This is a genomic window from Phenylobacterium hankyongense (assembly GCF_003254505.1).
In the GTDB taxonomy this organism is placed as follows: domain Bacteria; phylum Pseudomonadota; class Alphaproteobacteria; order Caulobacterales; family Caulobacteraceae; genus Phenylobacterium; species Phenylobacterium hankyongense.
The window spans coordinates 1,308,802-1,332,667 of record NZ_QFYP01000001.1 but is presented as its reverse complement, the minus strand read 5'-3'; the positions used below and the strand labels follow the sequence as shown (position 1 = coordinate 1,332,667).

Sequence of the window (23,866 nt, the reverse complement as noted above, 5' to 3'; positions counted from 1 at the left end):
ACTGAAGCGCAGCTGAGGCCGAATTACCGGTCTCCCGACTCGGTTGTTATGAAGCTCATGAACTTCAGAAGCTTGGACCCCGAATATGGAGGCAAAGGGCTATCTTCGGCGTCTACGGCGGATCGCGCAGTTTGGGCTGAGTTCTCGACGGATCGACCCGGCTTGGCGCGCTTGGAGGCGAAGATAAGGCGAGAGCGGCTTTCCAGGGTTGAGGTTTAGCTTAGCGCTGCGTTGGGCCCGCGGCCTCGATTCCGCGCAAACGCACACTCTCACTCGCAGGAGTTGCGATTCGCGGCCAAGCTGGCGCAAGCTGGCTTCGGAACGGGGTTCCACGGGGCATCTTCATAGTGTTCGGAACAATGAAGACGATAGGCGCCTTCAAGGCGCCGCCGGACAGTGCGGGCAGCGCTCGGGCCTTTTCCCGCATTGGGTATGACCTGGCTGAAGCCCTTGCCGACCTGATCGACAATTCAATCGATGCAGAAGCTTCGCTTGTCGAGATCACGTTCTTCCGAAACACCGAACGCCTAACGGCCGTAACCATCGCTGACGATGGTCGCGGCATGTCAGCTTCGGCCCTCAAGACTGCCATGCAGTTTGCCACGTCGGTTCGCCACAAGCCGACAGACCTTGGGACTTTCGGCCTAGGCATGAAGTCCGCATCGTTTAGCCAATGCCATAGCCTGACCGTTGTAAGCCGCCAGGCTGGCAAGGTCGCTGCTTGCCGCTGGACGGACGAGGCCATCAAAGCCGACTGGCGTTGCGAGCTGTTGGACCCAAAAGAGGCCGAGAAAGCCTTCGCGGGCGCCTTCTCATCGAAAGGCGAAACGCGAAAACACGGCACCGTCGTGGTTTGGGATCGGCTGGATAGGTTGGGCGCGGCCGAGGGCGAGCTTGACGAATTCCTCGCGAAAACAATGAGCCAACTCGAAATAAAACTGGGGCTAGTTTTTCATCGATTCATAGCGAGGAGTGGGTTGAAGATCCTGTTGCGAGCCAAAAGCGAACAGAGCGATTTTGCGCTTCCGCACGTCGTGAAGCCGCTCGACCCTTTCGCCTACCCCGCGCCGGGGAAAGCGGGATACCCAAAAACCTTCACCACGAACCTACCTGGCGCGGGCCAAATCAAGCTTGAGGGCCACATTTGGCCTCCGGGTGCCGCATCGCCGGAGTTTCTGCTAGGGCGCCGCAGGGCGACCCCGCACCAGGGCTTCTACTTCTATCGCAACAACCGGCTAATCCAGGCTGGCGGATGGAACGACTTCCTCAAGGATACGAACGATCCGGAGCTCGCCTTGGCTCGGATCGCGGTTGACCTCCCCTCGGAGGGGACTGCCACAAACGTTCAAAAGTCGGCGATCCAAGTCAGCACGGCGTTGACGCAAGCGCTAAGCCGAGCGCGCGCGGGAGGAAGTAGTCTCGCCGACTATCTCGAAGACGCTCGGGCGATGCTCCGGAGCCAAAAAAGACGGCCGAGGGCCAATGCTGCCGCGCCTGCTGTCCCGGGCGTTGGCGTACCCGTCCAGGTCAGACGAAATGTACGCAAGCTCGTGGCTAAAAAAGGTGTTGCGCGCGAAATCGACTTTGCTTGGGAGTCGCTTCCGAAAGGGAAGGTCTTTGACCTTGATCGGGTCGATGACCGCATCGTCCTCAACAAGAAATATCGTCACCTGATTTTAGGCCACGCCCGCGCTTCAGGTGCCGACGCCCCCGTTGTCAAAACGCTTCTCTTCCTTCTGTTGCAGGACGACTTTTCGCGGGCCCGTTTCTCAGCCCAACGGCGAGAGTGGATAAGGCGGTGCAACGCCGTCCTTTTGGAGGCGGTGAAGACCCTATGAGCGGCGCTCCTGATACACTCGCTGAACTCCTACCTGGATGGGAGGGGCTGCGAAGGGACTACATCGAAAGTGGCGTTCCGGGCTTGCTGGTGATCCGCGCCGATCCCGCCGTCTCCATTTTTGTCGATGCCGCCGCGGCCAGGATTGGAGCGCGGTTCGCGATAACGGGTGACGACCCTATTCCAGCCAGTCCCATGGACAGCGTCGCTGTCGCCGAGGTCAAAATCCTAGGCGTGCGCCATCTAGAGGTCGCCACCACCAGCCGCGCGCTCTTCCGCAATTTCTATCTACTCCTGACCGACGTGGCGTTCGACGTCGTCGGACGAGCCGTTGACGTGAGGCCTGCGTTGGCGGCGAGCCTGGTCCGATGGGCCGCCCTGCTCCGCGAGACTGTTGTTCTCACAGAAGAGCACCAAGCCGGCCTTTTTGGTGAGCTGTGGGTGTTGCGCCGGCTGGTCAGCGCGGCAGGCAGCTCTGCGGTGGAATCGTGGACTGGACATGCGCGGCAATCGCACGATTTTCGATTTCCGGAAGTCGAGCTTGAGGTGAAAACGACCGGATCATCCCGTCGAATTCACACCATAAACGGGTTGTCCCAGTTGCTTCCGAGCCCAGGCTGCCGCCTCTTTGTGGTATCGCTTCGCCTCGTCGACGCCGGTTCGGGGGGCGAAACGCTCCCTGAGTTAATCTCAAACCTAAGATCACTAATTGACGGTGATGCGGCAGCGCTCAAGGCCTTAAATGCGGGTCTGTCCGCCGTTGCGTATCGAGACATTGATGCGCCCCACTATCCCCGCCGGCGGAAGCTGGCCGAGCCAGCATCGCTCGTTCCCGTCGCTGACGGTTGTCCCAGGATAACGCGCGATGTCTTGGCGGCAGCGCCCGCCATCTATGCGACCGATCTTGTCGTGGCTGCGACCTACGACGTGGACCTCACGGGCCTTGGATTTGCGGATGGGACCCCTGAGTTTGACGGGATCATTCCACCGTCCCGACAAGCCGGCAGCGGAGACTAATGGCAATGCTCTTCGACATACTCGGCGGTGCTTTAGGGTCGATGCAATCAGGTCCGAAGCCGCTATTCCGCGCCCTCAAACTGAGCGCAAGTTTGAACTTCGAACAGGACGATTTCGACCCGGAGACAGTGCGCGACCATCTGGCCGGGGCCTCAGCCGGCGACGATACGGCCGGGATCTTTCGGCGCGCCCTCGCGGGCTGGGACGCTGAGGGGGACGAGGCGTGGACAGAGGGAACGGCTCGAAACAGCGATGAGCGGAGGGCGCTGATCTACCGGCAGCTGAAGCTGGCGGACGACTTCGTCGAAATCTGTGAGCGACTTTTTCCGCCCCATAGGCTCGCGCCGCCAGTGGTTATCGCGGGCGCGCACAAGCGCTGGTATACCAACGAGATCCGGCAGGCGCGAAACTTCTACTGGTCAGCATACAAGCGCCAACTTGAGGCTGAAGGTTGGGCCGATGAGTCGATTGCACAGTTGGACGAGAGCACCACAAGCGTCGTTGAGCGCTTGGCCGACCCCACCTCTCCCGAGGCCTTCCAGTCAAAAGGCCTGGTAGTCGGATACGTGCAAAGCGGTAAGACCGCCAACTTCACCGGCGTCATCGCGAAGGCCGCGGATGCCGGCTACAAGCTGATCATCGTTCTCGCCGGGACTCTGGACGTCTTGCGGTCTCAGACCCAAAGGCGTGTAGACAAAGATATGATCGGGCAGGAGCTGCTCGATCGCGACTATGTCTCGGATGCTGATTGGGACAAATTCCTGGCGCACGGCGCGAAGCCGAGTGAACTCGGCAGCTTTGACCTCTACCGGCTCACAGGCCCGGAGTCCGACTACCGGCAACTGAGTCGCGGTGTCGATGCGTTGAAGTTTGAGGGTGTCGATCCGACCAAGCCGCTGTGGGACCGAGACAACCTCTTCACCGCGGGGACCCGCATCGCCATCGTCAAAAAACACAGCAAGATCCTAGAGCGCCTTCTCGCGGATCTACTGCTGCTCAGCCGGAACAATATCGGAGCGCCGCTGGATCAAGTTCCGGCGCTGATCATTGACGATGAATCGGACCAAGCTTCTATAAACGCGAACAAGCCCGCGAAGGACGGCGAAAAACAGAAGCAGGCGCCAACCAATTTGGGAATTGTAAACTTACTAAAAATTCTCCCGAGGGCCCAGTATGTCGGATATACGGCCACTCCGTTCGCCAACGTCTTCGTCGATCCTAGCAACGAAGAAGATATATTTCCAAAAGACTTCCTCATATCGCTCCCGCGCCCGGAAAAATATATGGGCGTGTCGGATTTCTACGATCTGGAAGGAAGTCCTCTCGATGAGGCGACCCGTCCCAACGAGCGGGATTATGTCCGAGCGGTGAAGGGCGACGACGGAGATCCGCTGAATCTGCAGAAGGCTATTGATAGCTTCGTGCTCAGCGGCGCGATCAAACTCTTCAGGCGGGATGCCGACCTTAAATTCCGCCATCACACGATGCTTATTCACTCATCTGCACGCGTTGCAGATCACAAGGAACTGGCAAAGGCTGTTCGAGAGACATTCCTCCGCGCGGGCTATGAGGGCGGCGCGGGCCTGAAGCGCCTTGAAAGCCTCCTCGAGGCTGATTTCCGGCCGGTCAGCGCTCGCCGAGAGCCGGAGATGGCGTTCCCAGCCGATTTTGCAGCGCTTCTGCCGTTTGTTGCCGAATGTCTGTCGCTGATCGGCGACCCTTCTGACTCGGTGCTGATCCTAAATAACGAGAACAAGGAACAGACGCCCGATTTCGATCGGCAAGCAGTCTGGAAATTCCTCGTGGGCGGTACGAAGCTTTCGCGCGGCTACACGGTCGAAGGGTTAACCGTCAGCTATTATCGGCGCCGCGCGCAGACTGCGGACACCTTGATGCAGATGGGCCGCTGGTTCGGTTTTCGTAATGGCTACCGAGACCTCGTGCGCCTCTTCATCGGAACGGAGGAGAAAATAGACAAACGTGGGCTGCGGAAGATCAACCTCTACGAGGCCTTTGGTGCAGTTTGCCGCGATGAGGAAATGTTCCGGGAGGAGCTAAAGCGTTACGCCTCGATCGAAGATCCGCGAGTGCTCCCACGCCAAATACCGCCTCTGGTCCCTAGCCACATGCTGAAGCCGACGGCGGCAAACAAAATGTATAACGCGCGCATTACCTTCAGGAATTTCGGGGGGCAGCTGTCTGAATCGACGTTCGCCCCAACGGAGCCGGACGTGATCGCCGAGAACCGGGCGGCCATCGGAAGACTTCTCGCTGGGGCCGCGTTTTCGACCGCGAAGTTGACTGCCAAGCTAGCCGGCGGTCGCAACGGCTCCCTGACTGCGAAGTTCGCAACGATTTCACCCGCGGCCGTCGTAGCTCTCCTTACCGACTACCGCTATTTCAACCCACGGGACCCGTCGGGGAAGGCCGGTAGCCCGATGTTGGCGCAGCTTGATTTCCTGAAACGCACGGGAAAATCTGATCCGGAAATCGACGATTGGCTGTTCTTTGCCCCGCAAGTTTCTGAGCCGCGGGCGAAGGATGAATTCGCCGGCGAGGAATTCGGTGTCGTGTTCAGGTCGCGGCCGGATAGCGGAAATCGATTGAGCACGTACAACGACCCAATCCACCGGCAATTTGCTGAACATATCACGATGAAGGTCGCGCTAGAGGAGCCAAACCCGGAGCTTTCGGCGCTCCGTCGCCCCCGGCGCGGCGTTGTGATTTTCTATCCCATCACAGACACCGATAAGCCGGCGAAGCCGAAGCCACCATTCACTCCTGGCTTTACCCTGCTGTTCCCTGCCAACGGGATCGAAACGCCCATCACCTTCGGCGTAGTGAAGCAGGACGAGCCCGAGGCGCTGATTGTCGCCGCTGAGTAACTAGCTTCATCACCTACGGAGAGCTTTCATGGATAGGCGTGTGGTCCGGGTGACCGTCCCAACGGTCAAGGAATACGACGTCGTCTTTGAGGATGGGCAACCTGTGTTCATCGGCGCGGTAATTCCGCGCGAGGCTTCGCGGGATGGACCTAACGCCGGAAAGATCGTGGACACCCACCGGACGACCTGGGACGGCCGCAACGGCGGTCGGATGGACCACCATTTCTATCAGGGAAGGCCTCTGGGCCACACAGGACAACTTGTAGAAGCTGCTTTGCGTACCCTTGGCCGCGACCCCGAGGCCGGTAAGGATCGGCCCGCTCCAGCGCAACTGTCGCGCCCGTGGAAGTATGTGACTGTGGGGCGACCGCTGCGGTATCCTCAAGCGTCCAGGTAGCCGTTTTCGCCGTGCCACCGGGCATGTGCTGTGGCCCCGTTGCGATGCATCCGGATGTGTTGTGCCTGTTGGGACGAGTGGGTTCCTTGCACAGTATGCACACTCCTTCAGCGCCAGAGAGACAGCCCCTGACGGGGCTATAGGGAAAACGGATCCCCTGCTGGTCCGGCACGACGGGCTGGCGCGGGATGCGGGCGTGGGCGCGACGGCTGAAGGCCTCGGACATCAGAAGCTGTGGAGGGCCATCACCGGGCTTCGATCGCATAGCGAACCGAAATCAGCTGATCCTCCAGAATGCCCACAAGCCAGAGGGCGAAGCCGCTGCTCCCCAGACCTCCCCCCACGATCAGGCCAGCCGCGCCCACGCCAGCTGCGGCGGCGAAGAGGCCAATAGCCAAGCCTAGAGTAGAAAGGACAACGCCGACGCGCCGCACTTTCGAGCGGTCAACTTTCCGTGCGACTTTGCTGGACCTAGGCGGAGCGGCGACCAGCTGGGCCTCCGCAAGCTGGCGATCATCAGACAGCCTAACCCGATGAGCTTCGTAATACGCTTGATGGAGGCGCGACGCTTCCTCCGCGTCTCCCGCGTCGCGGTGGTGCCGATAAAGCCCGCCCGCCTCGCTGGCGGACAGCTTGATGAAGTCTTCGATGTCCATGATGGTCCTCGATTATCGATGATGGTCACGCGGCGGCGACGCTGGGGCCGCTGTAGGCCTCTTGCAGGCGCTCCACGGCCTCGCCACCGCCCCGGACGGCCTGGGTGTAGTGGCCCAGGGTCACGGCCGGGTTGGCATGGCCGGCGAGCTTGGCGACAAGGCCCACTTCCACGCCCTGCGCCTGGAGCGTCGAGATGAAGCTATGGCGGGCGGTGTGGAGGCCGACGTAGGGCAGGCCCAGCTCGGCGAAGATCGGCCCCCAGAAGCGGCTCCTGAAGTTCTGGTAGCTCAGAGGCCGGCCGCCCATGATGCGCGGCCTGGGCCAGGGCTGGGGGCGGCCCTGGGACGGGAAGACGCGGTCGGGATACTCAGGGTCCCTCGGGCATCGCCCATGCCAGTCCGCCAGCAGCTTGCGCAGCAGCGGCATCATCGGGATTTCCCGGCTGCCGGCCTCCGTCTTGGTCATGTTGCACAGGGAGCCGTCGCGCTCTTGGACGCGGCGGATGCGGATTACGCCAGCGTCAAAGTCCACGTCCTCCCACAGCAGGCCCAGCTGCTCGCTGGCCCGGGTGCCGGTCAGGAAGGGAAAGGCATAGTAGACGCCCCGTTCCGGGTCCGTCTGGGCGGCCTCCAGCACCGTCGCGATTTGGTCCGGCGTCAGGATGGTCTTCCGCGGGCGCGACGCCCTGCGGCCGGTCAGCGTGGGCATGGAGGGCGGCCGGACGCCGAAGTCCTCCTCGCCCAGCGCCAGGACGCTCTTCAGCACCGACTTGGCGCGGTTGGCGGTGTAGTAGCCCACCTGATCCTTCAGGAGCGTGTGCCACATGCGGATCTCGGAGGTTGTCAGGTCGGTCGCCAGGATGTCTCCCAGCATCGGCTCGAACACCGCGTCCTTGGGCGCCTCGCCGTAGCGGCTGTAGGCGTAGCGCTGCCTGGGCGTGCCCAGAAGCAGCGGGCCGCTGATGACGTCGCCGACGATCTCGTAGCCCTTCAGCGTGCTGGGCTTGACCCGGCCGTTGCAGAACTTGAGCCAGTGATCGACCAGGGCGCGGACGGTAGGCGCGCCGCGCCGGTCATTGTAGGTGCCGCCGTGGACGGCCGCGACGACCTTGTTCCGCGCGGCCTCGGCGTCCCCGCGCCGCTCGAACGAGGGCTGCATGCGCCGGCCGGTTTTGGGGTCGTTATAATTCAGGAACCACCGAACCTGTTTGACCGTGCCTCCGTCCGCCGTTGGCCGGCGCCGCTCGCGCTTGGTGATGGTGATCTTGAAGTCGTTCATGAGCGCACCGCCTACCGGCTACCCACGGGCGGGTATGGCGGAGCCCAGGTGACCAGCAGGCGGGCCACAGCTTCCGCATGAAGATCAGCGGCGTGCTCGATCTCGCAGTCGAGCATGGCCGCGTGCAGCTGTTCCAGCCACCAGGCGTCCATGGACGCCAGCACGACAGCGGCGCGGCTGAGCCGCCGGGCCACCATGACGTCCTCAGCGGTGGAGGTGCGGTCCCAGGCCGCGCGGGCCGCCTCGTGGGCCTCCACGGCCGCCTGGCGGGCCTGCTGGAGGTCGCCGCTGGTGGCGATGGCGGGGTCGGTGATGACCGTCATTTCCAAACTCCGGTTCCGGGGACCAGCCGCGCCTCGCTGGCCGCTATCCCATTGAAATTAAAACACAACGAAAACCGCCGCATAATTCCCCCGATGTTTCGAGCGGCCCCGATCTGCAACCAAGGTTGCAACCGAGACCTGTCTGGTAGGGGTCGGCGAGGCGGCTTCCCTTCGAGAAGCGGTCGTCGCGGCCGGGGTGATTCCAACCTCGTAGGGGGTGAAATCCGGGGCGGGGACGGGACGGCCCGGCTAGCGCCCGGGCACCCACCAGGGGTGGAGGCTGGGCAGGTCCATGACGACCTACCTCCCCCTCCACCCTGTATGTCCGTCCTGTCCCGTGCCCTCAGAACTCCTCGTTCAAGAGGCGTCCGTCCATGGGCGGTGGGATCACCTCCAGAGGCAGGCCCACGGCCCTCCATTTGAGGCTGGAGTTAGGGAACCGGATAGGGTCGCGAAGCGTGAACGCGCCGGGCAGTTGTCCGAGCGCGCGCCGCCATGCGCCATTGGCCCATTTGCTCCCCTGGAAGATGCGATCGATCGCCGGAGAACCGTTTCGGATCATCAGCCCAGGCTGATCACCAGTCAGGTTCAACCGCATATCGTGGATGGCCACGATCCGCCCGGCCTCCCCGAGGTCATTGGGGATCTTGCGGCCGTCCTGAAGCTCCAATTCTCGCGCGATCCAGTGGCCGAGCGGGTACGTCATGCCGGTCCCGTCCGTCACAAGATGACCAAGCAGGTGCGCGAGCGCTTCGGCAGAGTCATTTCGCTCATGTGACCGGCTATGCCGGCTGATGGCGTCTCCATACTCGGCGACCCACGACGTTGCCTCAGCTTCAGTCGGAGGGCGTCCATGCAGGGCAGCAAAAGCACCGGCCAGGATCGTCGCGACGTTGGTGCGGTGCCGGCTGTTGAGCGCCGGCATCGCCACCTCGAAGACGTCTACGCCCTTCACGAGGTTGGTCACATTGGCGACCATCCAGGCGCACCATTGCGGCCCCATCTCAGAGAAGAATTGACGCTCCGAAGTGATGAAGCGGCCAACCTCGGGGTCATCAGCGTGCGAAACCAGCTCCAAGACGAAAATGCGGGTTTCATCAGCCGGGCTCATGCTGGTCACGTTCACGGCCGAAAAGAAGAAGGAAGTGCGGAGGCTGTATTGGATCGCCTGCCCGCCCTGCGTGCCCCGGAGCACCGGCGCGTCGGCCGAATAGGAACTCCGCGCGAGCCTCATGATGCCCGCCAATCGGTCTTGCCGATTGTCGGTCTCGTACTCGTCGATGAAGATGGGTCGGCTATCCGGGCCGAGCACCTGCCGGATGCCGGCCTCCGTGCTTTGCCCATCCGCGGACAAGCCGAGCGGGCGGGCGAGATCGGTGGCGAGGCTCTGAAGGGTGGTCTTTCCAGAGTTGGGAGGTCCGTGGACGAAGCAGTGTGGTCTCTGCTTCAGGGCACCACAGATCGGCGCGATGGCCAGCCAGCCCAGCAAGAACATCGCATCAGCGCGATAGCGCCAAGGCAGCGCTTCCAGAACCTTGAAAAGCCGCGCCGTGGGAAAGCCCGTGGCCTCGGGCACTTTGAGAGGTTCGAAGCAAAGAAAGACACCCTTCACGTCGTCGGGGATTTTTCCCCCGAGGTTCGCGATCACCCGATCCCCTTCGAGCCAGATGCCACGGCCTTTCACGGTCGCCAGGTTGAACGGCCCTTGCTCTCTGCAGCCGCCGATGATGGCTTCACCAGCCGCCTGCGTATCGTATCCGCCCTTCGGGCTAGGGAAATTACGCTGCCAGAAGGAACGCTCCGCCAACCCAAGTTGCGTGCGGCCATCCAGCAACTGGTTGGCCGAAAGCAGCAGCATCAACTGCCGTTGCTGATCCAGAAGTGCATAATCCCCATGATTGGTGAAGCCGAAGGGTTTGGGTCCGATGGCCCCGGCGTCATAGGCTCGGCCGAGTTCCAGGGGCGAGGTGATCTGGCCCCATTTGGGGCAGCGCCCGCAAAACTGTTCGTTGCCGGCATCGCGAATGGCGGTGCACGTCCTAGGTCCCGCCTCACTCACGCCGCGTGATAGCTTCTTGGATGCTTCGCGCTCGTCGTAGCGGGGATCCGCTTGGCTGAACGCATGGAACTCGCGTCCACCCTCGAGGGTCCGGCCGGTAATCGACGCCAATGCGTGCCAATCGTTTTCCGGACAAGCGGCGGCGCCAGGGCCGGTGTAGTGGGCGTACCATGCACACCGCCGCTTGATCCGGTCATGATGCGCCGGCGGCCCATCACTCCGGTTCGCGGCACGCGTTCCGCGCGCAGTGGGCGGGTCGAACATCGTCGGATCGATGCGCGAAGACGGGTCGAAACGGATCGCTTCGACAGGCTTGGGCGGCCTGGACTTGTGATTGAAGGTGCCCACGATCCGGCAAACGCGCGCCATGTCATGAACCGGATCAATTTGATAACCCGCCTCCTGAAAGTGCTCGCTCACCCGCCTCGCAAACTCTCTCCGCTGAGCTTCATTCTCCCGACGGCCCTTCGGCGCATCGAAGATCGCCAGCTCTTCAAATAGCCAGTGGCCGTGAAGGCCACTGCCAGTTCGAAGGAGGATTCCTGGCTGATGAGGGAAGCGCGCCAGGATTTCGAGCGTGCGCTCCTCGTCTTCCGGGTAGGCTCTGCTGCTGTCTTTGCTCGTCGCGAAGTCGAAATCGATCAGGAAGCTTCCGCTCGCCACGGTTGTGCTCGCCTTGCCGCGGCTACGTGCGCCGAGATCATGTTCCTGGGTGGCGATGCCGATATAAAGATCGTTGGTCGGCGCGAGCCTCGTGACCTCATGCTCCAGCTGATCCAGCTGGGTCGAGGAATAGAACCGCGTCGTCTTTCCCTGGCGCTCCCACAAGGGGAGATATCCAGGAAAGCTTCGGCCATAGATGGTTTCGACCATCAAGCGCGGCGCAATGATGAGGGGCTGAGTCATGCGCGCCCCCCGCGGCCCGCGACCGCGATGGCTGCTTCGATGTCGGGCAGGCGCACTCGCCGCCGAGCATTGCCGAACTGATAGCTCGGCACGTCGCCGTTGTTCACGGCCTTAAGCAGGAGCCAGTAGTGGATTCCCGTCACGTCGGCGGCTTGCCGGATCGAATAGAGCCGGTTGAAGTCAGGGGCAGGCGGGTCGCCGTCTGTCGACGGGCCGGGTTGATAGGGGGGTTCTGTGTGCCGCAGGGTCGCGGGCACCTTCGCAATCGTCTTGGACATGTTTGCCTCGTGGTTAGTGAGGCCGACACATCAAAGGTGATTCGCTTTGCCTGGGAGGTCCCCCCTCTCCTGGGGGCTCCCCGCGGACGCCGAATCGGCATCTATATGTCCGGTTTTAACTGAGACTGGGAGGGGTGCTGCCGGGGGCCCCATGCTCTCGGGGCGAACACCAATCCTCATAGCTCTTTCCAGCCGGGATTCGAGTCAGATGGCAACTGACCACACTTCTACGCCTTCGCGTTCGTAGCGCGGAATTCGCACCGTCTCGGCGAAGCCTGGCGCGCTAAAGAAGACGTAGCGGTGCTTCTCCGGCCGTGCCGCAAGCTTGGCCAAATCCTTGTTCAGCTTGTTGTTACTGCCTGGCTTCGTCACGGCGAAGGTCTCGGCACCGACGATCCCTGGTGCAATGCTCATGATGTCGAGGGGGATCGACATATGCGCGCCGGGTGCGACGTTGAAGCCGCCAGCGTCTGGGTGAAGCTCAAGCAACTTTCGGGCGGCCTCCAGCGCGACGGCGTAGGTCCAGGTCTGGTTCAGCTGCTCCACGAGATTCAGCGGCCGATCCTCGATTGGGTGGAAGCCAACGGGGTGGAATTTCATCTGTCGCAGTAGGTCGAGCGGGTCTCCCCGGTGGGAGATCACCCATGCCTGGGCGCGCGCCGCAGACGCCCGGATCAGATCGAGGTGGCGTTCAACGTCAGCCTGACTCCTGACAACCAGGTATCTCTCGGGTTCAGGGGTAGGGAGTGGTGTGAGGGACAAGTGAGCAGGCGCTACCTATAGTCATCAACGAGACGCTACGTATCGTCTGTAGATGTAAAGTCATCATTTCTCGACCGTCCGGGGCGTGGACGGGCCAGCAATCAGTCTCAGGAAGGTGTTTGCTGCGAATGTCAGACGACTTCGCAAAGCCGCCGGCTTGAGCCAGGAGGCTTTCGCTGACGCCTGCGGCCTGCACCGGACCTACATCGGCTCTATCGAGCGCGCTGAGCGAAACGTGTCGATTGACAACATTGAGCGCATCGCAGCGGCGTTAGAAGTGTCTAGCTGGCTGCTCCTCAAGCCGGCCTGATATGCGTCTCCCTTGAAGCTCCGGGAGGCGCGCTGAATGCTTCATGTCGTTCTGCAGCTCGCGTCAAGACAAAGAGCGCCTGACGAACGAGTGCGGTGTCTCGTTGGAAGTCGCCTTCACCAATAAATTTCTCACCGTGAGCATAGTTGTGTCGGACCTGGCAGACGCCGCGCACGAGCAGACCGACTACGTCAGTGATTGGTGCGGGGACGGGAGGTTCAAAGGTGAGGCTGTCACGCATGAGGATGCGCGGCGGTTCAGCAATCAAGGTCCCCACCTCACCAGAAGCGGCCATTTCGTGGAAGAATTCATCGCCTAGCTGCCGGGCGAACGCCTCCCAATCGACGCTCGCGCGCTTTCGACTTGGATCGATAAGCCCGGCTCGTTTCAGGACGTGTTCACACTCCCGATAAAGGTCGAACAGCTCATCCGCTTCAGGGGGTGGTGCCGGCATTGGGAACGGCTCTCGTTGGGTCGTGAGCGCGTGCGCTCGGTTGCAACCTTGTTGCAGTTTGGCTGCTGATCGAAAATCAACGTTGGTTGCAGGTTCCGCCAACAGTTCGAAACCTGCAACTCCGAGGTGTTCCGCGAGCCCGCCCCAGCACCTTCTTGCAATTCCTGGTAATCCCCAGCACCCATCTCAAATGCCGAGACGCCCCGCCCTCTCGATTGCCAAGGTTGGGGTCGAGAGTTCGAATCTCTTCGCCCGCTCCAAATTCTCTCTGTAAATGCAGAGACCTAACGCCGCCCTCGGGGCGGCGTTTTGCTGTCCGGCGTCAGTCGAGCAGGCATGAAAAGGTCCGCGGCCCAACGCACCTCGACCTCCGCCGTCAGACGATGCTGGCGGTCACCTGGCGCAGGCCGGCGAGCACCGCTTCGCGGTGGGCGCGGGGGTGGTCGGTGGGGTAGCGCAGCAGCCGCAGCCCATCGATGTGCACGGCGATCATCGCCCAGCTGAACCGGCCGGTGGCTTCGAAGCGGCTGGCGAGCTCGCAGAGGCTCCAGGCCGCCTGCCCCAGCTCCTCCAGGCCGAAGACGCCGGCCGTCGCCACGATCAGGTTGGCGGCGTCGTACATGCGCCGCAGCCCGGCGCGGTCGTGCTCGGCCTTCAGCGGTTCGGACAGGCCGTAGATCTCGCCCAGCGCCGCGTCGATCTCGGCCAGCGTCGGCTCGCGGACCAGCTCGACGCGGGCCTGGGCGGCGGGGATCGCCTCCTGGGCGGTCATGCCGGTGCGGGAGCCGACCGCCTTGGCCAGGCGGTTCTGGTATTTGAAGATGTTGGCAGGTCTCACGCGACGGCTCTCTTTGGATTGAACAGGGCGTCGATGTCCGACTGCGACAGGTCGGGGCCGACCGGGCGGCCGACCTCGGCGGAGAGGTCGTCGCAGCGGCGGCCCTTCTGGCCCGGCGGCGGGCCGAAGGACTTGTGGCGGCGGTCGGGGCCGGCGTAGCCCTCGCTGTCCACGAACTGCCGCGTCTCGCGCGCCAGCCACATCACCCGGTCGAACATGACCTTCGGGGTGATCGGCTTGGCGACCACGAAGTTGGCGCCGGAGTCGCGGGCCCGGGTCACCGCGCCGGGGGCGGTGTGGCCGGAGATCAGCAATATCGGGGCCAGCCGGTTCGGGTTGTCCTCCATGCGGCGGATCGCGCTGACGAAGGTGAAGCCCTGGCCGGCCGGCAGGTCGCAGTCGACGATGATCAGGTCGAACGGCGTGCGGCGCACCGCCTCCCCGGCCTCGTCGATGGCCTGGCACTTGCGGATCGACTTGACCCCGAAGCCGATGAACACCTGGCCGAGGATGTCGAGCTCGGTGAGGCTGTGCTGCACCAGCAGCACCGAGGCCTTGGTGAGGTTGAGGCGCAGCTCGCTCATCACCCGGCCTCGAACAGGTCGAGCTCGCCGCTGTCCGCCGCCGCCGCCGCGGCGAGGCCCTGCAGGCGTGCGGCGAGGTCGGCCAGCGGCAAGCCGGCCGCGGCCGCGGCCGCATCCGCCGTCCAGGCGGCGGGCAGGCCGCGCCCGAGGGCGCCCATGTAGGCCGACAGGGCTTCCAGGGTCTGGGTGACGAGGTCGAGCGCCTGGCCGTCCTCCAGGTCCGCCGTGCGCGCCAGCGCGGGCGAGAGCGTCGTCTGCAATCGCCCGCAGCGGGCTGCGAGATCGGCGAGTTCGCCGGCGCAGGTGGCCAGCACCTGGCTCAGCGGGACCTCGGGAGAGGAAAGCGGGGGCATGGGCGTGATCTCAGAACAGTTCGAGGGCGCCGGCGTGGACGGTGGCGGGCGGCGGGCGGACCTCGCGCGCCAGCATCTCGGGCGTCTCCTTGGCCAGCAGCACCTGGCGGGCGCGGCCGGCCACCGGCCAGAACTGCAGCCGGCGGCCGCGCTCGCCGCGCAGCGAGCCGCCGACGTGGCGCAAGCCCTCGCGACGCAGGAAGTCCTCGGCGAAGTCGGCGTTCTGGGCGCCGACGTCGGTCAGCCCCTTCACCAGGCGCGCGCCGCCGAACAGCTTGCCCTCCAGCCGGTCCCGGCGCGCGCCGCGCACCAGCAGGGCGTTGACCAGCAGCTCCATGGCGTGGACGCCATAGCGCACGCAGTCGGTCCCGGCGTCGCGCGGATCGCCGCCCGGCAGCAGGAAGTGGTTCATCCCGCCGACCCCGGCCAGCGGGTCGCGCAGGCAGGCGGCGACGCAGCTGCCGAGGATGGTGGTCAGCACCGCCTGCGGGTCGTCGGTGACGTGATGCTCGCCCTGCACGATGTGGATCGGACGCGGGGGATCGCCGTCGGACAGTGCGCCGGACCAGCTCATGTCAGCGGGCCGAAGACCGCCTCGATCTTCTCCTTGAGGGTGGCCACGGTGAACGGCTTCACCAGGTAGTTGTTGACCCCGAACTGCACCGCCCGGGCGACCAGGTCCTTGTCGGCCCGGCCGGTGAGCATGATGAAGGCGGTGGTGCGGATCGGCTCGTGGCTGCGGATCGCCCGCAGCAGGCCCAGGCCGTCCAGCTTGGGCATGTTGTAGTCGGAGATCACCAGGTCGGTGCGGCCGACGAGCATGGCGCGGAGCCCCTCCTCGCCGTCGGGACACTCCTTGAATTCCTTGAAGCCCAGCTGCTGCAGGCCCGTGCGCACGAGCGAACGCATGGTTTGCTGATCATCGACGATGAGGACGTTCAACGCGGCCGCGGAAGGCATCAGGCTCTCTCGAGTTTGGTGGGACCGGAAGTTTTCAGCAGCTCGCCGGCGAGCCGGTCGAGAGGCGCCTGGCGCTCGACCGCGCCGATTTCGAAGGCCGCCTTGGGCATGCCGTAGACGACGCAGCTGGCTTCATCCTGGCCGAGGGTGTGGGCGCCGGCCTGGCGCATCTCCAAGAGGCCCTGGGCCCCGTCGCGGCCCATGCCGGTGAGGATGAGGCCGACGCCGCGGCGGCCGACCGTCCTGGCCACCGACCGGAACAGCACGTCCACCGACGGCCGGTGGCCGTTCACCGGCTCGCCGGGCTGCACCCGGCAGCGCAGCTGCGCGGCGCCGACGACTTCCAGGTGGCAGGCGCCGCCGGCCGCCACATAGACCCGGCCGGCGGCCAGCGGCGCGCCGTCATAGGCCTCCTCGACCTTCGGCGCGCAGAGGCGGTCCAGCCGATCGGCGAAGCTCTTGGTGAAGGCGGCCGGCATGTGCTGGGTGATCACCGTCGCCGGGCAGTTGGCCGGAAAGCGGCCGAGGACGGCGATCAAGGCCTCGACGCCGCCGGTGGAGGAGCCGATGGCCACCACCCGCCCGTCGGCGGTGTGCTGCAGCGGCTGCGGCGGCGCCGCGCCGCGCGGGGGCAGCGGCCGCACCTTGGCGCGGGCCGCGGTCTTCACCTTCTCCGGCAGTTCCTGGAAGCCCTCCAGGCCGCCGGTCGAAGGCTTGGCGACGCAGTCGACGGCGCCCAGCTCCAGCGCCTCCAGGGTCACCTCGGCGCCGCGCACGGTGAGGGTCGAGACCATCACCACCGGCATCGGCCGCAGCCGCATGATCCGTTCGAGGAAGTCGATGCCGTTCATGTTCGGCATCTCGACGTCCAGGGTGATGACGTCGGGATTGAGCGCCTTGATGGCGTCGCGGGCCTCCAGCGGGTCGCCCGCCTGGCCGACCACCTCGATCTCCGGATCGCGCGACAGCACCGCGGCGATCAGGCTGCGCATGGTGGCGGAGTCGTCGACGACCAGCACGCGGATCATCGGGCGGCGCCCCGCAGGCGATAGGTGGTGACGCCATCGGTCTCGAGGCGCTGGGCGGCCTCGCCGCAGAGTCGCTCGGAGTGGCCGATATAGAGCCGCGCGTCCGGCCCCATCAGCGGCAGGAAGCGGCCGAACACCTTGGCCTGGGTGGCCTCTTCGAAATAGATCACCACGTTGCGGCAGAAGATCGCCTGGAACTGCCGGCGCATGGGCCAGTCGGTCATCAGGTTGAGCTCGTTGAACACCACCAGCTTCTTCAGCGGATCGGAGGCCCGCCAGTCGTCGCCCTCGCGTTCGAACCAGCGGGCGCGCAGCTCGCCCGGCACCGGGGCCATGGCGCCGGCGCCGTAGAGGCCGGCGCGGCCCTCGGCGATCATCTGGCTGTCGATGTCGGTGGCCAGCACGCGGATGTCGTGCTCCGGCGCCTCGGGCATCATCGACAGGATGGTCAGCGCGATCGAGTAGGGCTCCTGGCCATTCGAGCAGCCGGCGGACCAGATCCGCACCGGCGCCCCGCGACGGGCGGCGGCGAGCAGGGGCGGCAGCACCTGTGTCTTCAGGTGCTCGAAGTGGTGCGGCTCGCGGAAGAAGCGGGTGACGTTGGTGGTCAGCGCCACGATCATCTGCTGGCGTTCGTCGAGGCCGCCGGCGCCGGCGACCAGGGCGCAGTAGTCGCGGAAGCTTTCCAGTCCCAGCGTCCGCAGGCGCTTGGCGAGGCGGGAATAGACCAGGGTCGCCTTGGATTCCGGCAGCGCGATCCCGGAGGCTGCGTGCAGGGTCGCGGCGATCCGGCGAAAGTCCTCGGCGGTGAACAGGAACTCCCCATCCACCAGCTGCTGCCGGTCGTCGCGAACAGTCATCTGCGCGGCGAGGCTCATGCCGCGATGTCGAGGTCGCCGTCCGGCAGCACCCGGTCGAGCGAGATGAAGGAGACCATCCGGCCGTCGATGGCCAGCAGGCCGCGGACGAACATCCGGACCATCTCCGAGGCCACGTCGGGCGTCGCCTGCACCATGTCGTCGGTGACGGTGAGGATGTCGGAGACGGCGTCGACCAACAGGCCCACCACCTGGTTCTCCACCTGGGCGACGATGATCACGTGGCGGGCGGTCGGGTCGGCGGCGCCGAGGCCCAGGCGGGCCCCGAGGTCGACGATCGGCAGCACCGCGCCGCGCAGGTTGATCACCCCGCGCACGAAGGCCGGGGCCCGCGGCAGGGCGGTGGCCGGCGTCCAGCCGCGGATCTCGCGCACCGACATGATGTCGACGCAGAACTCCTGCGAGCCGATCCGGAACGAGATCAGTTCGCGGCCGAGGCCGGCGGGCGTGGGGGAGTCGCTCATGGAGATCATCCTGCTTGGAGGAGCCGGGGGGCCTCGACCGCGCGGGAGGCGGCGACGAGGGCGTCGATGTCGAGGATCAGGGCGACGCGGCCGTCGCCCAGGATGGTGGCCGCGGCGATGCCGGGCACGCGCTGGTAGTTGGCTTCCAGGCTCTTGATCACCACCTGGCGCTGGCCCTGGATCGCATCGACCAGCAGCACGGCGCGGGCCCCGCCCTCGCCTTCGATCAGCAGCGCCACGCCCTGTTCGGCGTCGAGCGCGTCGGGCCGGTAGCCAAGCGCCATCCCGACGTCGACCAGCGGCACATAGGCGCCGCGGATGGAGATCACGCGCGCGCCGCCGCCGACGCTGTGCACCTCGGCGCGCTTGGGCTGCAGGGTTTCGACGATGGCGGTCATCGGCGCCACCAGGGTCTGCTGGCCGGCCGACAGCACCATGCCGTCCAGCACCGCCAGGGTCAGCGGCAGGCTCATGGTGAAGGTCGAGCCGAGACCGGGCCGCGAGGCGATCGAGATCCGGCCGCCGAGCTCCTGGATGGAGCGCTTGACCACGTCCATGCCGACCCCGCGCCCGGAGATGTCGGACACCGCGTCGGCGGTGGAGAACCCCGGCGCAAAGATCAGGTTGTCGATCTCCTCGTCGGACAGGGCGGCGTCGAGGGCGATCAGGCCTTTCTCGACGGCGATCGCCTTGACCCGCTCGCGGTTGATGCCGGCCCCGTCGTCGGCCACCTCGATGACGATCCGCCCGGAGCGGTGCAGGGCCGAGAGCCGCACCACGCCCTCGGGGTTCTTGCCGGCTTCGCGCCGGCGCTCGGGCGTCTCCAGCCCGTGGTCGATGGCGTTGCGGATCATGTGGGTGAGCGGGTCGGAGATCCGCTCGATAACGGTCTTGTCGACCTCGGTGCCCTCGCCCTCGGTGACCAGGCGGACCTGCTTGCCGGTGGCGCTGGCGACCTCGCGGGCCAGCCGCGGCATCCGCTGGAACACCGACTTCACCGGCTGGGCGCGGATCGCCATGACGCTGTCCTGGATCTCGCGGGTGAGCTGCTCCAGCTCGTCGAGGCCCACGGCGACGCTCGAGGCCCGCGCCATGCCTGCCTCGGTCACCCGCTGCGCCAGCATGGCCTGGTTGATGACCAGCTCGCCGACCAGGTCGATCAGCCGGTCCACCCGTTCCAGGTCGACGCGGATGGTGGCGCCCGGGGCGTTGGCGGCCCCCGGGGTGTTGGCCTTGGCCGGCTCGGGACGTCCGGCGGCCGCGGCCTGCGCGGCCGGCGCCGGCGCGGCCGGATCGGCGTCGAGCACGGGCGGCCCCGCGTCGTCGACGGCGGCCTGCGCCTGGCTGATCAGGGCGGCGATATCGAGGTCCGGCGCGGGCGCGGCGGCGGCTTCCCCGGCGCGGCGCACGTCCAGCTCGCAGTCGCTGTCGACGAATTCGAACACCTCGCGGACCGCCGCCTCGCCGGCGTCGCCGCGCAGTCGCACGGTCCAGGCCAGGTAGGCGCCTTCCGGGTCGAGGTGCGGCAGCAGCGGCAGGTCGCTGGCGTCCAGCTCGACCTCCACCTCGCCCAGCCGCGCCAGCTCGCGCAGCAGCAGCACGGTCTCGTTGGCCTTCTTGTAGAGCTCGACCCGCGGCTTGAAGCGCACGGTCCAGCCCTCGGCGGAGGCGGCCGGCGCGGCGGGCGCAAGCGCCACCTGCATGGGCTGGAACACCAGGCCGTCCATGCCGTCGTCGTCCGTCTCCTCGGCGCCGGCGTCGCCGGTGAAGGCGGCGATCTCGGCGGCGACGGCGTCGCTGCGCACCGAATCGACCTCGCCGCCGTCACGCGCCGCGCGCACCAGGTCGGCGAGCACGTCGGCGGCCCGCAGCATCGGCTTGAGCAGTTCGGGCGAGGGCGCCAGCCGGCCGGCGCGCATCTCGTCGAGCGCGGTTTCGAACACGTGGGCGAAGCGCACCAGGTCGTCGAGGCCGAAGGCGCCGGCGCCGCCCTTCACCGAGTGCACGGCCCGGAACACGGCGTTGACGGTCTCCGAGCTGTCGTCGCCTTCCTCCATGGCGAGCAGCCCGGTCTCCAGTTCGGCGAGCTGCTCCTCACACTCCTGGAAAAAGGTCGCCTTGATCTCCGCCATCGGATCCATCGCCCGGCCCCCACTCACGCTCAGGCCGCGACCCGGCGGATCGCGTCCACCAGCTTCTCGGGGTTGAAGGGCTTGACGATCCAGCCGGTGGCGCCCGCGTCGCGGGCCCGGGTCTTCTTCTCCAGCGACGACTCGGTGGTCAGCACCAGGATCGGGATGGCGCGGTGGCGCGGGTCGGCGCGCACGCCCTCGATGAAGCCGTAGCCGTCCATGCGCGGCATGTTGATGTCGGTGACGATGACGTCGGGCGCTTCGCCGGCCAGCACCTCGAGGCCGTGGACCCCGTCCTCGGCCTGGATCACCTGGAAGCCCGCGTCCACCAGCGCCATGCGCAGCATGTCCCGCATGGTCCGGGAATCATCGACGGTCAGGATGGTCTTGCTCACGCGCAATGCTCCCGGTGTTGGAAGAGCTCGATGGGGGCGCCCAGCAGGGCCAGCACGGCGCTGAACTCCGGCGACGGGCCGACCACGGCGAAGCCGGCGCCGTCGGCGTCCCAGGTGTCGCGCGCCGAGAGCAGGACCTGCAGGCACTGGGCCCCAAGGCGCTGGACGGCGGAGGCGTCGACCTCCAGGTCGCGCCCGCGCAGGGCCAGCAGTTCGGTCGCCAGCGGTGTCGCCGCGTTGAGGTCGAGGACCTCACCGAGGCGAACCATGGCCGCCGGCGTGGCGGGAAGCGGGTTCGGCGTCGCCATGGCTAGAATTCTTCCCAGCTGTCGGCGTCGCCGGTCGGTTCAGGCTTGCGGGCCGCGCCGCCACCGCGCCCGGAGGTGGAGACGGTCTTCAGGGCGGTGCGCGTGGGCGCGGCGGCCGGGCGGGCGGCCGCGCGGTGCGGCGGCGAGATCACCGCCGGGGCGCCGACCTGGAAGCGGCCGATCAGCCGCCCCAGCTCTTCGGCTTCCTGGGCCAGGCTGTGGCTGGCGGCGGTCGACTGCTCGACCATCGCGGCGTTCTGCTGGGTGACCTGGTCCATCTGGTTCACCGCGGTGTTCACTTGGTGCAGGCCGGTGGCCTGTTCCTGGGCCGAGGCGGCGATCTCCGAGACCACGCTGTTGATGTCGGCCACCTGGGCGACGATGCGCGTCAGCGCATTGCCGGTCTCGCCGACCAGCTCGACGCCCTGCTCGACCTGGGAGGTGGAGGCGGAGATCAGGGTCTTGATCTCCTTGGCGGCGCTGGCCGAGCGCTGGGCGAGCGCCCGGACCTCGGAGGCGACCACCGCGAAGCCCCGGCCGGCGTCGCCGGCGCGGGCGGCCTCGACCCCGGCGTTCAGCGCCAATAGGTTGGTCTGGAAGGCGATCTCGTCGATCACGCCGATGATCTGGCTGATCTGCTGGGCCGAATTCTCGATCTCGGTCATCGCGGCGACGGCGTCGCGCACCACCTGGCCGGAGTGTTCGGCGTCAGCCTTGGCGGCGGAGACCACGTCGCGGGCGTGGTTGGCGCCCTCGGCGGTCTTGCGGACGGTGGCGGTGATCTGGTCGAGCGCGGCGGCGGTCTCTTCCAGGCTGGCGGCCTGCTGTTCGGTGCGCTTCGAGAGGTCGTCGGCCGCCTGGCTGATCTCGTCGGTGCCGGAGCGGATGCCCTGGGTGGAGCCGGAGATCACCTTCATGGTCTCCTGCAGTTGCTCCATGGCGCCGTTGAAGTCCTCGCGCAGCTTTTCGTACTCGGCCGCGAAGGCCTCGCTCAGCCGATAGGTGAGCTCGCCGGCCGAGAGCTTCTCCAGGCCGGTGGCCACCGAGCTGACCACCTGGGCCTGCTGGCGGGCGGCTTCGGCCTGCAGGGCCTCGTTGCGGGCGCGCTCTTCCTCGGCCTGGCGGCGCTGGTCGGCGGCCTCCTTTTCGAGGCGCTGCATCTCCATGCCGTTGGTCTTGAAGACCTGCACCGAGCGGGCCATCTGGCCGACCTCGTCGCGCCGATCCTGACCGTCGACCTCCACCGAGAAGTCGCTGCGGGCCAACCGCTCCATGTCGCCCGAAAGGTGGACGAGCGGCTTGGAGATCTTGCTGGTGGCCATCCAGAGGCTGAACACCACGCCGCCGACCAGGCTGACGAGCCCCAGGCCGATCAGCAGCACCGAGGCCAGGTGGGACGCCGCCGCTGCGGCGACCGAGGCCTTGTTGTTGTCGGCGATCCAGGCGGTGTTGAACTTCGTGAGGTCGCTGGCGAACGCCTTGAGCTTCTCGTCGTTCGTCTTCATCGTCTTGGTGGCGTAGACGTTGTCGTTCGCGACGCCGTGCGCGGCCGCGTCGAGCACCCCGGCTGACATCTGGGCCGCGCGGTCGCTGAAGGCCTGCAGTTCGGCGGCGCGCTCCGGCGCCAGCGCCTTGGCCTCCGCGAAGAGGCGCATCATCTCCTGGGCCTCGACCCGGGCCGCCGCGGCGGCCTGTCGGCAGTCTTCGCTCGCGCCGTCAAAGACGACCGTCCGGTAGCCGTTGGCGCCAAGCGATTCCGCGGCGCGGTTGGCGCGCACCGTATCGACGATCGCGGGGCTCTGCCGCTCGACGATCCCGTTATAGGTTGCGGTGATCGCGTTCAGCTGGAACACCGAAAACACAATCATCAATCCGCTGAGCAGGGATGTGATCCCCGTCACCATCATGATCTTGGTGGAGATCTTCAGATTATTCAGGAACATTGGTGACGACCTCGCCGAAACGATGAGGCCGAATGCCTCGTTGTCGCCACGTTTGGACGAACCGTGTTTAAAATTCATTACTAACAGCGGCCGCTATACCTGCGCGTTACTTACGCATATAATAATTATCACGATAAGCATTTCACGCCGAAATATAGCATGGCGGTCAGCTTGCGCGGTAAACGCGGGTGCACTTGGCATAACGTGATACCTGAGGCTTTCGCGAGGTCGTCCGCCCACCAATCAAGTCACATTGTCGCAGGTTGCTGGAATTCGTGAGGTAATCACCACTCTAAGTCGTCTTATGGTGGTATCGGACGTTTGCGCGTGGGGCGTTAGCGGCGTTCAGGGACGGAAAACGTGCAGACTTGTGAAGCGGAGCGGGATGACGAGGACGTCTGTGGTGTCCTTACCCAGGGCCTGATCCTGGTCGGCCGGCGCTGGCGGACGCGCCTGAACGAGCGGCTGAAGGCTATCGGCCAGACGGACGCCCGCTGCGCCGCCCTGGCCGAGATCGCCCGGGCCCCCCAGGGCATGCCGCAGCGCGAACTCTCCGAGCGCCTCGGCGTGGAGGAGCCGACCGTCGTGCGGCTGGTGGATGCGCTGGAAGCCCAGGGCTGGGTGGAGCGCCGCGCGCGCGCCGACGACCGCCGGGTCAAGGTCCTCGTGATCAAGCCGTCGGCCATGCCGGTGCTGCGCCAGGCCAAGGAGATCGTCACCGGCCTCGAGCAGGAGATGTTCGCCGAGATGAGCGCCGACGATCTGGCGAGCTGCGTCATGATCCTGAGGCGGCTCTCCGGGCGCCTGGCGCGCGTCTGAC

24 protein-coding genes are annotated in these 23,866 nt (G+C 65.8%); 5 read left to right on the top strand and 19 right to left on the bottom strand.

Annotation, left to right across the window (positions count from 1 at the left end; genetic code table 11):
• Positions 1–359: 359 nt before the first annotated feature.
• The 3 genes from DJ021_RS06420 (at position 360) to DJ021_RS06410 (ending at position 5,739) form a co-directional block, all read left to right on the top strand.
• Complete coding sequence (locus tag DJ021_RS06420; protein ID WP_111456757.1) at positions 360–1,838, top strand: ATP-binding protein; 1,479 nt, start codon at positions 360–362, stop codon at positions 1,836–1,838.
• A gap of 89 nt (positions 1,839–1,927) precedes the next feature.
• Positions 1,928–2,854 (top strand): PD-(D/E)XK motif protein, encoded by a 927-nt coding sequence (locus DJ021_RS06415; protein ID WP_243626115.1) that lies wholly within the window; start codon positions 1,928–1,930, stop codon positions 2,852–2,854.
• A gap of 5 nt (positions 2,855–2,859) precedes the next feature.
• Positions 2,860–5,739 (top strand): Z1 domain-containing protein, encoded by a 2,880-nt coding sequence (locus DJ021_RS06410; protein ID WP_165837127.1) that lies wholly within the window; start codon positions 2,860–2,862, stop codon positions 5,737–5,739.
• A gap of 642 nt (positions 5,740–6,381) precedes the next feature.
• Here DJ021_RS06410 and DJ021_RS06405 read toward each other — a convergent pair.
• From DJ021_RS06405 to DJ021_RS06380, 6 genes are all read right to left on the bottom strand, one after another.
• A complete protein-coding gene (locus tag DJ021_RS06405) occupies positions 6,382–6,792 on the bottom strand; it encodes a hypothetical protein (RefSeq protein ID WP_111456754.1) in 411 nt (136 codons plus the stop codon).
• Between the two features lie 25 nt (positions 6,793–6,817).
• Positions 6,818–8,071, bottom strand: coding sequence for a tyrosine-type recombinase/integrase (locus DJ021_RS06400; protein WP_111456753.1), 1,254 nt, complete (start codon positions 8,069–8,071; stop codon positions 6,818–6,820).
• An 11-nt stretch (positions 8,072–8,082) separates the two neighbouring features.
• Positions 8,083–8,394 carry a hypothetical protein gene (locus tag DJ021_RS06395; protein ID WP_111456752.1) on the bottom strand — a complete coding sequence of 104 codons (312 nt, stop codon included), beginning with the start codon at positions 8,392–8,394 and terminating at the stop codon, positions 8,083–8,085.
• Between the two features lie 343 nt (positions 8,395–8,737).
• Complete coding sequence (locus DJ021_RS06390) at positions 8,738–11,359, bottom strand: hypothetical protein (protein ID WP_111456751.1); 2,622 nt, start codon at positions 11,357–11,359, stop codon at positions 8,738–8,740.
• The gene (locus DJ021_RS06385; protein ID WP_111456750.1) at positions 11,356–11,637 is read right to left on the bottom strand and encodes a MerR family transcriptional regulator; all 282 of its coding nucleotides are present in this window, start codon (positions 11,635–11,637) and stop codon (positions 11,356–11,358) included. The genes DJ021_RS06390 and DJ021_RS06385 overlap by 4 nt, the downstream gene beginning before the upstream one ends.
• 204 nt (positions 11,638–11,841) lie before the next feature.
• A complete protein-coding gene (locus DJ021_RS06380) occupies positions 11,842–12,237 on the bottom strand; it encodes a hypothetical protein (protein ID WP_111456749.1) in 396 nt (131 codons plus the stop codon).
• A gap of 247 nt (positions 12,238–12,484) precedes the next feature.
• Here DJ021_RS06380 and DJ021_RS06375 point away from each other — a divergent pair, with 247 nt between their 5' ends.
• The gene (locus DJ021_RS06375; protein WP_341538131.1) at positions 12,485–12,709 is read left to right on the top strand and encodes a helix-turn-helix domain-containing protein; all 225 of its coding nucleotides are present in this window, start codon (positions 12,485–12,487) and stop codon (positions 12,707–12,709) included.
• Here DJ021_RS06375 and DJ021_RS18655 read toward each other — a convergent pair.
• The 13 genes from DJ021_RS18655 to DJ021_RS06310 form a co-directional block, all read right to left on the bottom strand.
• Positions 12,696–13,163 (bottom strand): hypothetical protein, encoded by a 468-nt coding sequence (locus DJ021_RS18655; protein WP_133254954.1) that lies wholly within the window; start codon positions 13,161–13,163, stop codon positions 12,696–12,698. The genes DJ021_RS06375 and DJ021_RS18655 overlap by 14 nt on opposite strands.
• 376 nt (positions 13,164–13,539) lie before the next feature.
• A complete protein-coding gene (locus DJ021_RS06365) occupies positions 13,540–14,001 on the bottom strand; it encodes a hypothetical protein (RefSeq protein WP_111456747.1) in 462 nt (153 codons plus the stop codon).
• A complete protein-coding gene (locus DJ021_RS06360; RefSeq protein ID WP_111456746.1) occupies positions 13,998–14,585 on the bottom strand; it encodes a response regulator in 588 nt (195 codons plus the stop codon). The genes DJ021_RS06365 and DJ021_RS06360 overlap by 4 nt, the downstream gene beginning before the upstream one ends.
• Positions 14,585–14,938, bottom strand: a complete 354-nt coding sequence (locus DJ021_RS06355) for a hypothetical protein (RefSeq protein WP_111456745.1) — start codon at positions 14,936–14,938, stop codon at positions 14,585–14,587. The genes DJ021_RS06360 and DJ021_RS06355 overlap by 1 nt, the downstream gene beginning before the upstream one ends.
• Before the next feature lie 10 nt (positions 14,939–14,948).
• On the bottom strand, positions 14,949–15,512 hold the full coding sequence (locus DJ021_RS06350; RefSeq protein WP_111456744.1) for a chemotaxis protein CheD: 564 nt from the start codon (positions 15,510–15,512) through the stop codon (positions 14,949–14,951).
• Positions 15,509–15,898: a response regulator gene (locus DJ021_RS06345; protein ID WP_111456743.1), complete on the bottom strand. Its 390-nt coding sequence runs from the start codon at positions 15,896–15,898 to the stop codon at positions 15,509–15,511. The genes DJ021_RS06350 and DJ021_RS06345 overlap by 4 nt, the downstream gene beginning before the upstream one ends.
• A complete protein-coding gene (locus DJ021_RS06340) occupies positions 15,898–16,926 on the bottom strand; it encodes a protein-glutamate methylesterase/protein-glutamine glutaminase (RefSeq protein ID WP_111456742.1) in 1,029 nt (342 codons plus the stop codon). Before DJ021_RS06340 ends, DJ021_RS06345 begins: the two co-directional genes overlap by 1 nt.
• Positions 16,923–17,804, bottom strand: a complete 882-nt coding sequence (locus DJ021_RS06335; protein ID WP_207801783.1) for a CheR family methyltransferase — start codon at positions 17,802–17,804, stop codon at positions 16,923–16,925. Before DJ021_RS06335 ends, DJ021_RS06340 begins: the two co-directional genes overlap by 4 nt.
• Entirely contained in the window at positions 17,801–18,268 is a 468-nt protein-coding gene (locus tag DJ021_RS06330; RefSeq protein WP_111458999.1) for a chemotaxis protein CheW, read from the bottom strand. Before DJ021_RS06330 ends, DJ021_RS06335 begins: the two co-directional genes overlap by 4 nt.
• 5 nt (positions 18,269–18,273) lie before the next feature.
• Positions 18,274–20,409 carry a chemotaxis protein CheA gene (locus DJ021_RS06325; protein WP_111456741.1) on the bottom strand — a complete coding sequence of 712 codons (2,136 nt, stop codon included), beginning with the start codon at positions 20,407–20,409 and terminating at the stop codon, positions 18,274–18,276.
• Between the two features lie 20 nt (positions 20,410–20,429).
• Entirely contained in the window at positions 20,430–20,795 is a 366-nt protein-coding gene (locus DJ021_RS06320; RefSeq protein ID WP_111456740.1) for a response regulator, read from the bottom strand.
• A complete protein-coding gene (locus DJ021_RS06315) occupies positions 20,792–21,103 on the bottom strand; it encodes an STAS domain-containing protein (protein ID WP_207801782.1) in 312 nt (103 codons plus the stop codon). Before DJ021_RS06315 ends, DJ021_RS06320 begins: the two co-directional genes overlap by 4 nt.
• A 2-nt stretch (positions 21,104–21,105) precedes the next feature.
• Positions 21,106–23,046: a methyl-accepting chemotaxis protein gene (locus DJ021_RS06310; RefSeq protein ID WP_111456739.1), complete on the bottom strand. Its 1,941-nt coding sequence runs from the start codon at positions 23,044–23,046 to the stop codon at positions 21,106–21,108.
• Positions 23,047–23,406: 360 nt separating this feature from the next.
• Here DJ021_RS06310 and DJ021_RS06305 point away from each other — a divergent pair, with 360 nt between their 5' ends.
• On the top strand, positions 23,407–23,865 hold the full coding sequence (locus DJ021_RS06305; RefSeq protein WP_111456738.1) for a MarR family winged helix-turn-helix transcriptional regulator: 459 nt from the start codon (positions 23,407–23,409) through the stop codon (positions 23,863–23,865).
• The last annotated feature ends 1 nt before the right edge of the window (position 23,866 follow it).

Bases quoted from the DNA above. Each gene is read 5' to 3' on its own strand.
- DJ021_RS06385 (WP_111456750.1), bottom strand. From the start codon at position 11,637: ATGTCCAAGACGATTGCGAAGGTGCCCGCGACCCTGCGGCACACAGAA.
- DJ021_RS18655 (WP_133254954.1), bottom strand. From the start codon at position 13,163: ATGCCGGCACCACCCCCTGAAGCGGATGAGCTGTTCGACCTTTATCGG.
- DJ021_RS06340 (WP_111456742.1), bottom strand. From the start codon at position 16,926: ATGATCCGCGTGCTGGTCGTCGACGACTCCGCCACCATGCGCAGCCTG.
- DJ021_RS06350 (WP_111456744.1), bottom strand. From the start codon at position 15,512: ATGAGCTGGTCCGGCGCACTGTCCGACGGCGATCCCCCGCGTCCGATC.
- DJ021_RS06335 (WP_207801783.1), bottom strand. From the start codon at position 17,804: ATGAGCCTCGCCGCGCAGATGACTGTTCGCGACGACCGGCAGCAGCTG.
- DJ021_RS06390 (WP_111456751.1), bottom strand. From the start codon at position 11,359: ATGACTCAGCCCCTCATCATTGCGCCGCGCTTGATGGTCGAAACCATC.
- DJ021_RS06325 (WP_111456741.1), bottom strand. From the start codon at position 20,409: ATGGATCCGATGGCGGAGATCAAGGCGACCTTTTTCCAGGAGTGTGAG.
- DJ021_RS06315 (WP_207801782.1), bottom strand. From the start codon at position 21,103: ATGGCGACGCCGAACCCGCTTCCCGCCACGCCGGCGGCCATGGTTCGC.
- DJ021_RS06400 (WP_111456753.1), bottom strand. From the start codon at position 8,071: ATGAACGACTTCAAGATCACCATCACCAAGCGCGAGCGGCGCCGGCCA.
- DJ021_RS06355 (WP_111456745.1), bottom strand. From the start codon at position 14,938: ATGCCCCCGCTTTCCTCTCCCGAGGTCCCGCTGAGCCAGGTGCTGGCC.
- DJ021_RS06395 (WP_111456752.1), bottom strand. From the start codon at position 8,394: ATGACGGTCATCACCGACCCCGCCATCGCCACCAGCGGCGACCTCCAG.
- DJ021_RS06410 (WP_165837127.1), top strand. From the start codon at position 2,860: ATGCTCTTCGACATACTCGGCGGTGCTTTAGGGTCGATGCAATCAGGT.
- DJ021_RS06310 (WP_111456739.1), bottom strand. From the start codon at position 23,046: ATGTTCCTGAATAATCTGAAGATCTCCACCAAGATCATGATGGTGACG.
- DJ021_RS06330 (WP_111458999.1), bottom strand. From the start codon at position 18,268: ATGAGCGACTCCCCCACGCCCGCCGGCCTCGGCCGCGAACTGATCTCG.
- DJ021_RS06405 (WP_111456754.1), bottom strand. From the start codon at position 6,792: ATGGACATCGAAGACTTCATCAAGCTGTCCGCCAGCGAGGCGGGCGGG.
- DJ021_RS06345 (WP_111456743.1), bottom strand. From the start codon at position 15,898: ATGCCTTCCGCGGCCGCGTTGAACGTCCTCATCGTCGATGATCAGCAA.
- DJ021_RS06420 (WP_111456757.1), top strand. From the start codon at position 360: ATGAAGACGATAGGCGCCTTCAAGGCGCCGCCGGACAGTGCGGGCAGC.
- DJ021_RS06360 (WP_111456746.1), bottom strand. From the start codon at position 14,585: ATGAGCGAGCTGCGCCTCAACCTCACCAAGGCCTCGGTGCTGCTGGTG.
- DJ021_RS06380 (WP_111456749.1), bottom strand. From the start codon at position 12,237: ATGAAATTCCACCCCGTTGGCTTCCACCCAATCGAGGATCGGCCGCTG.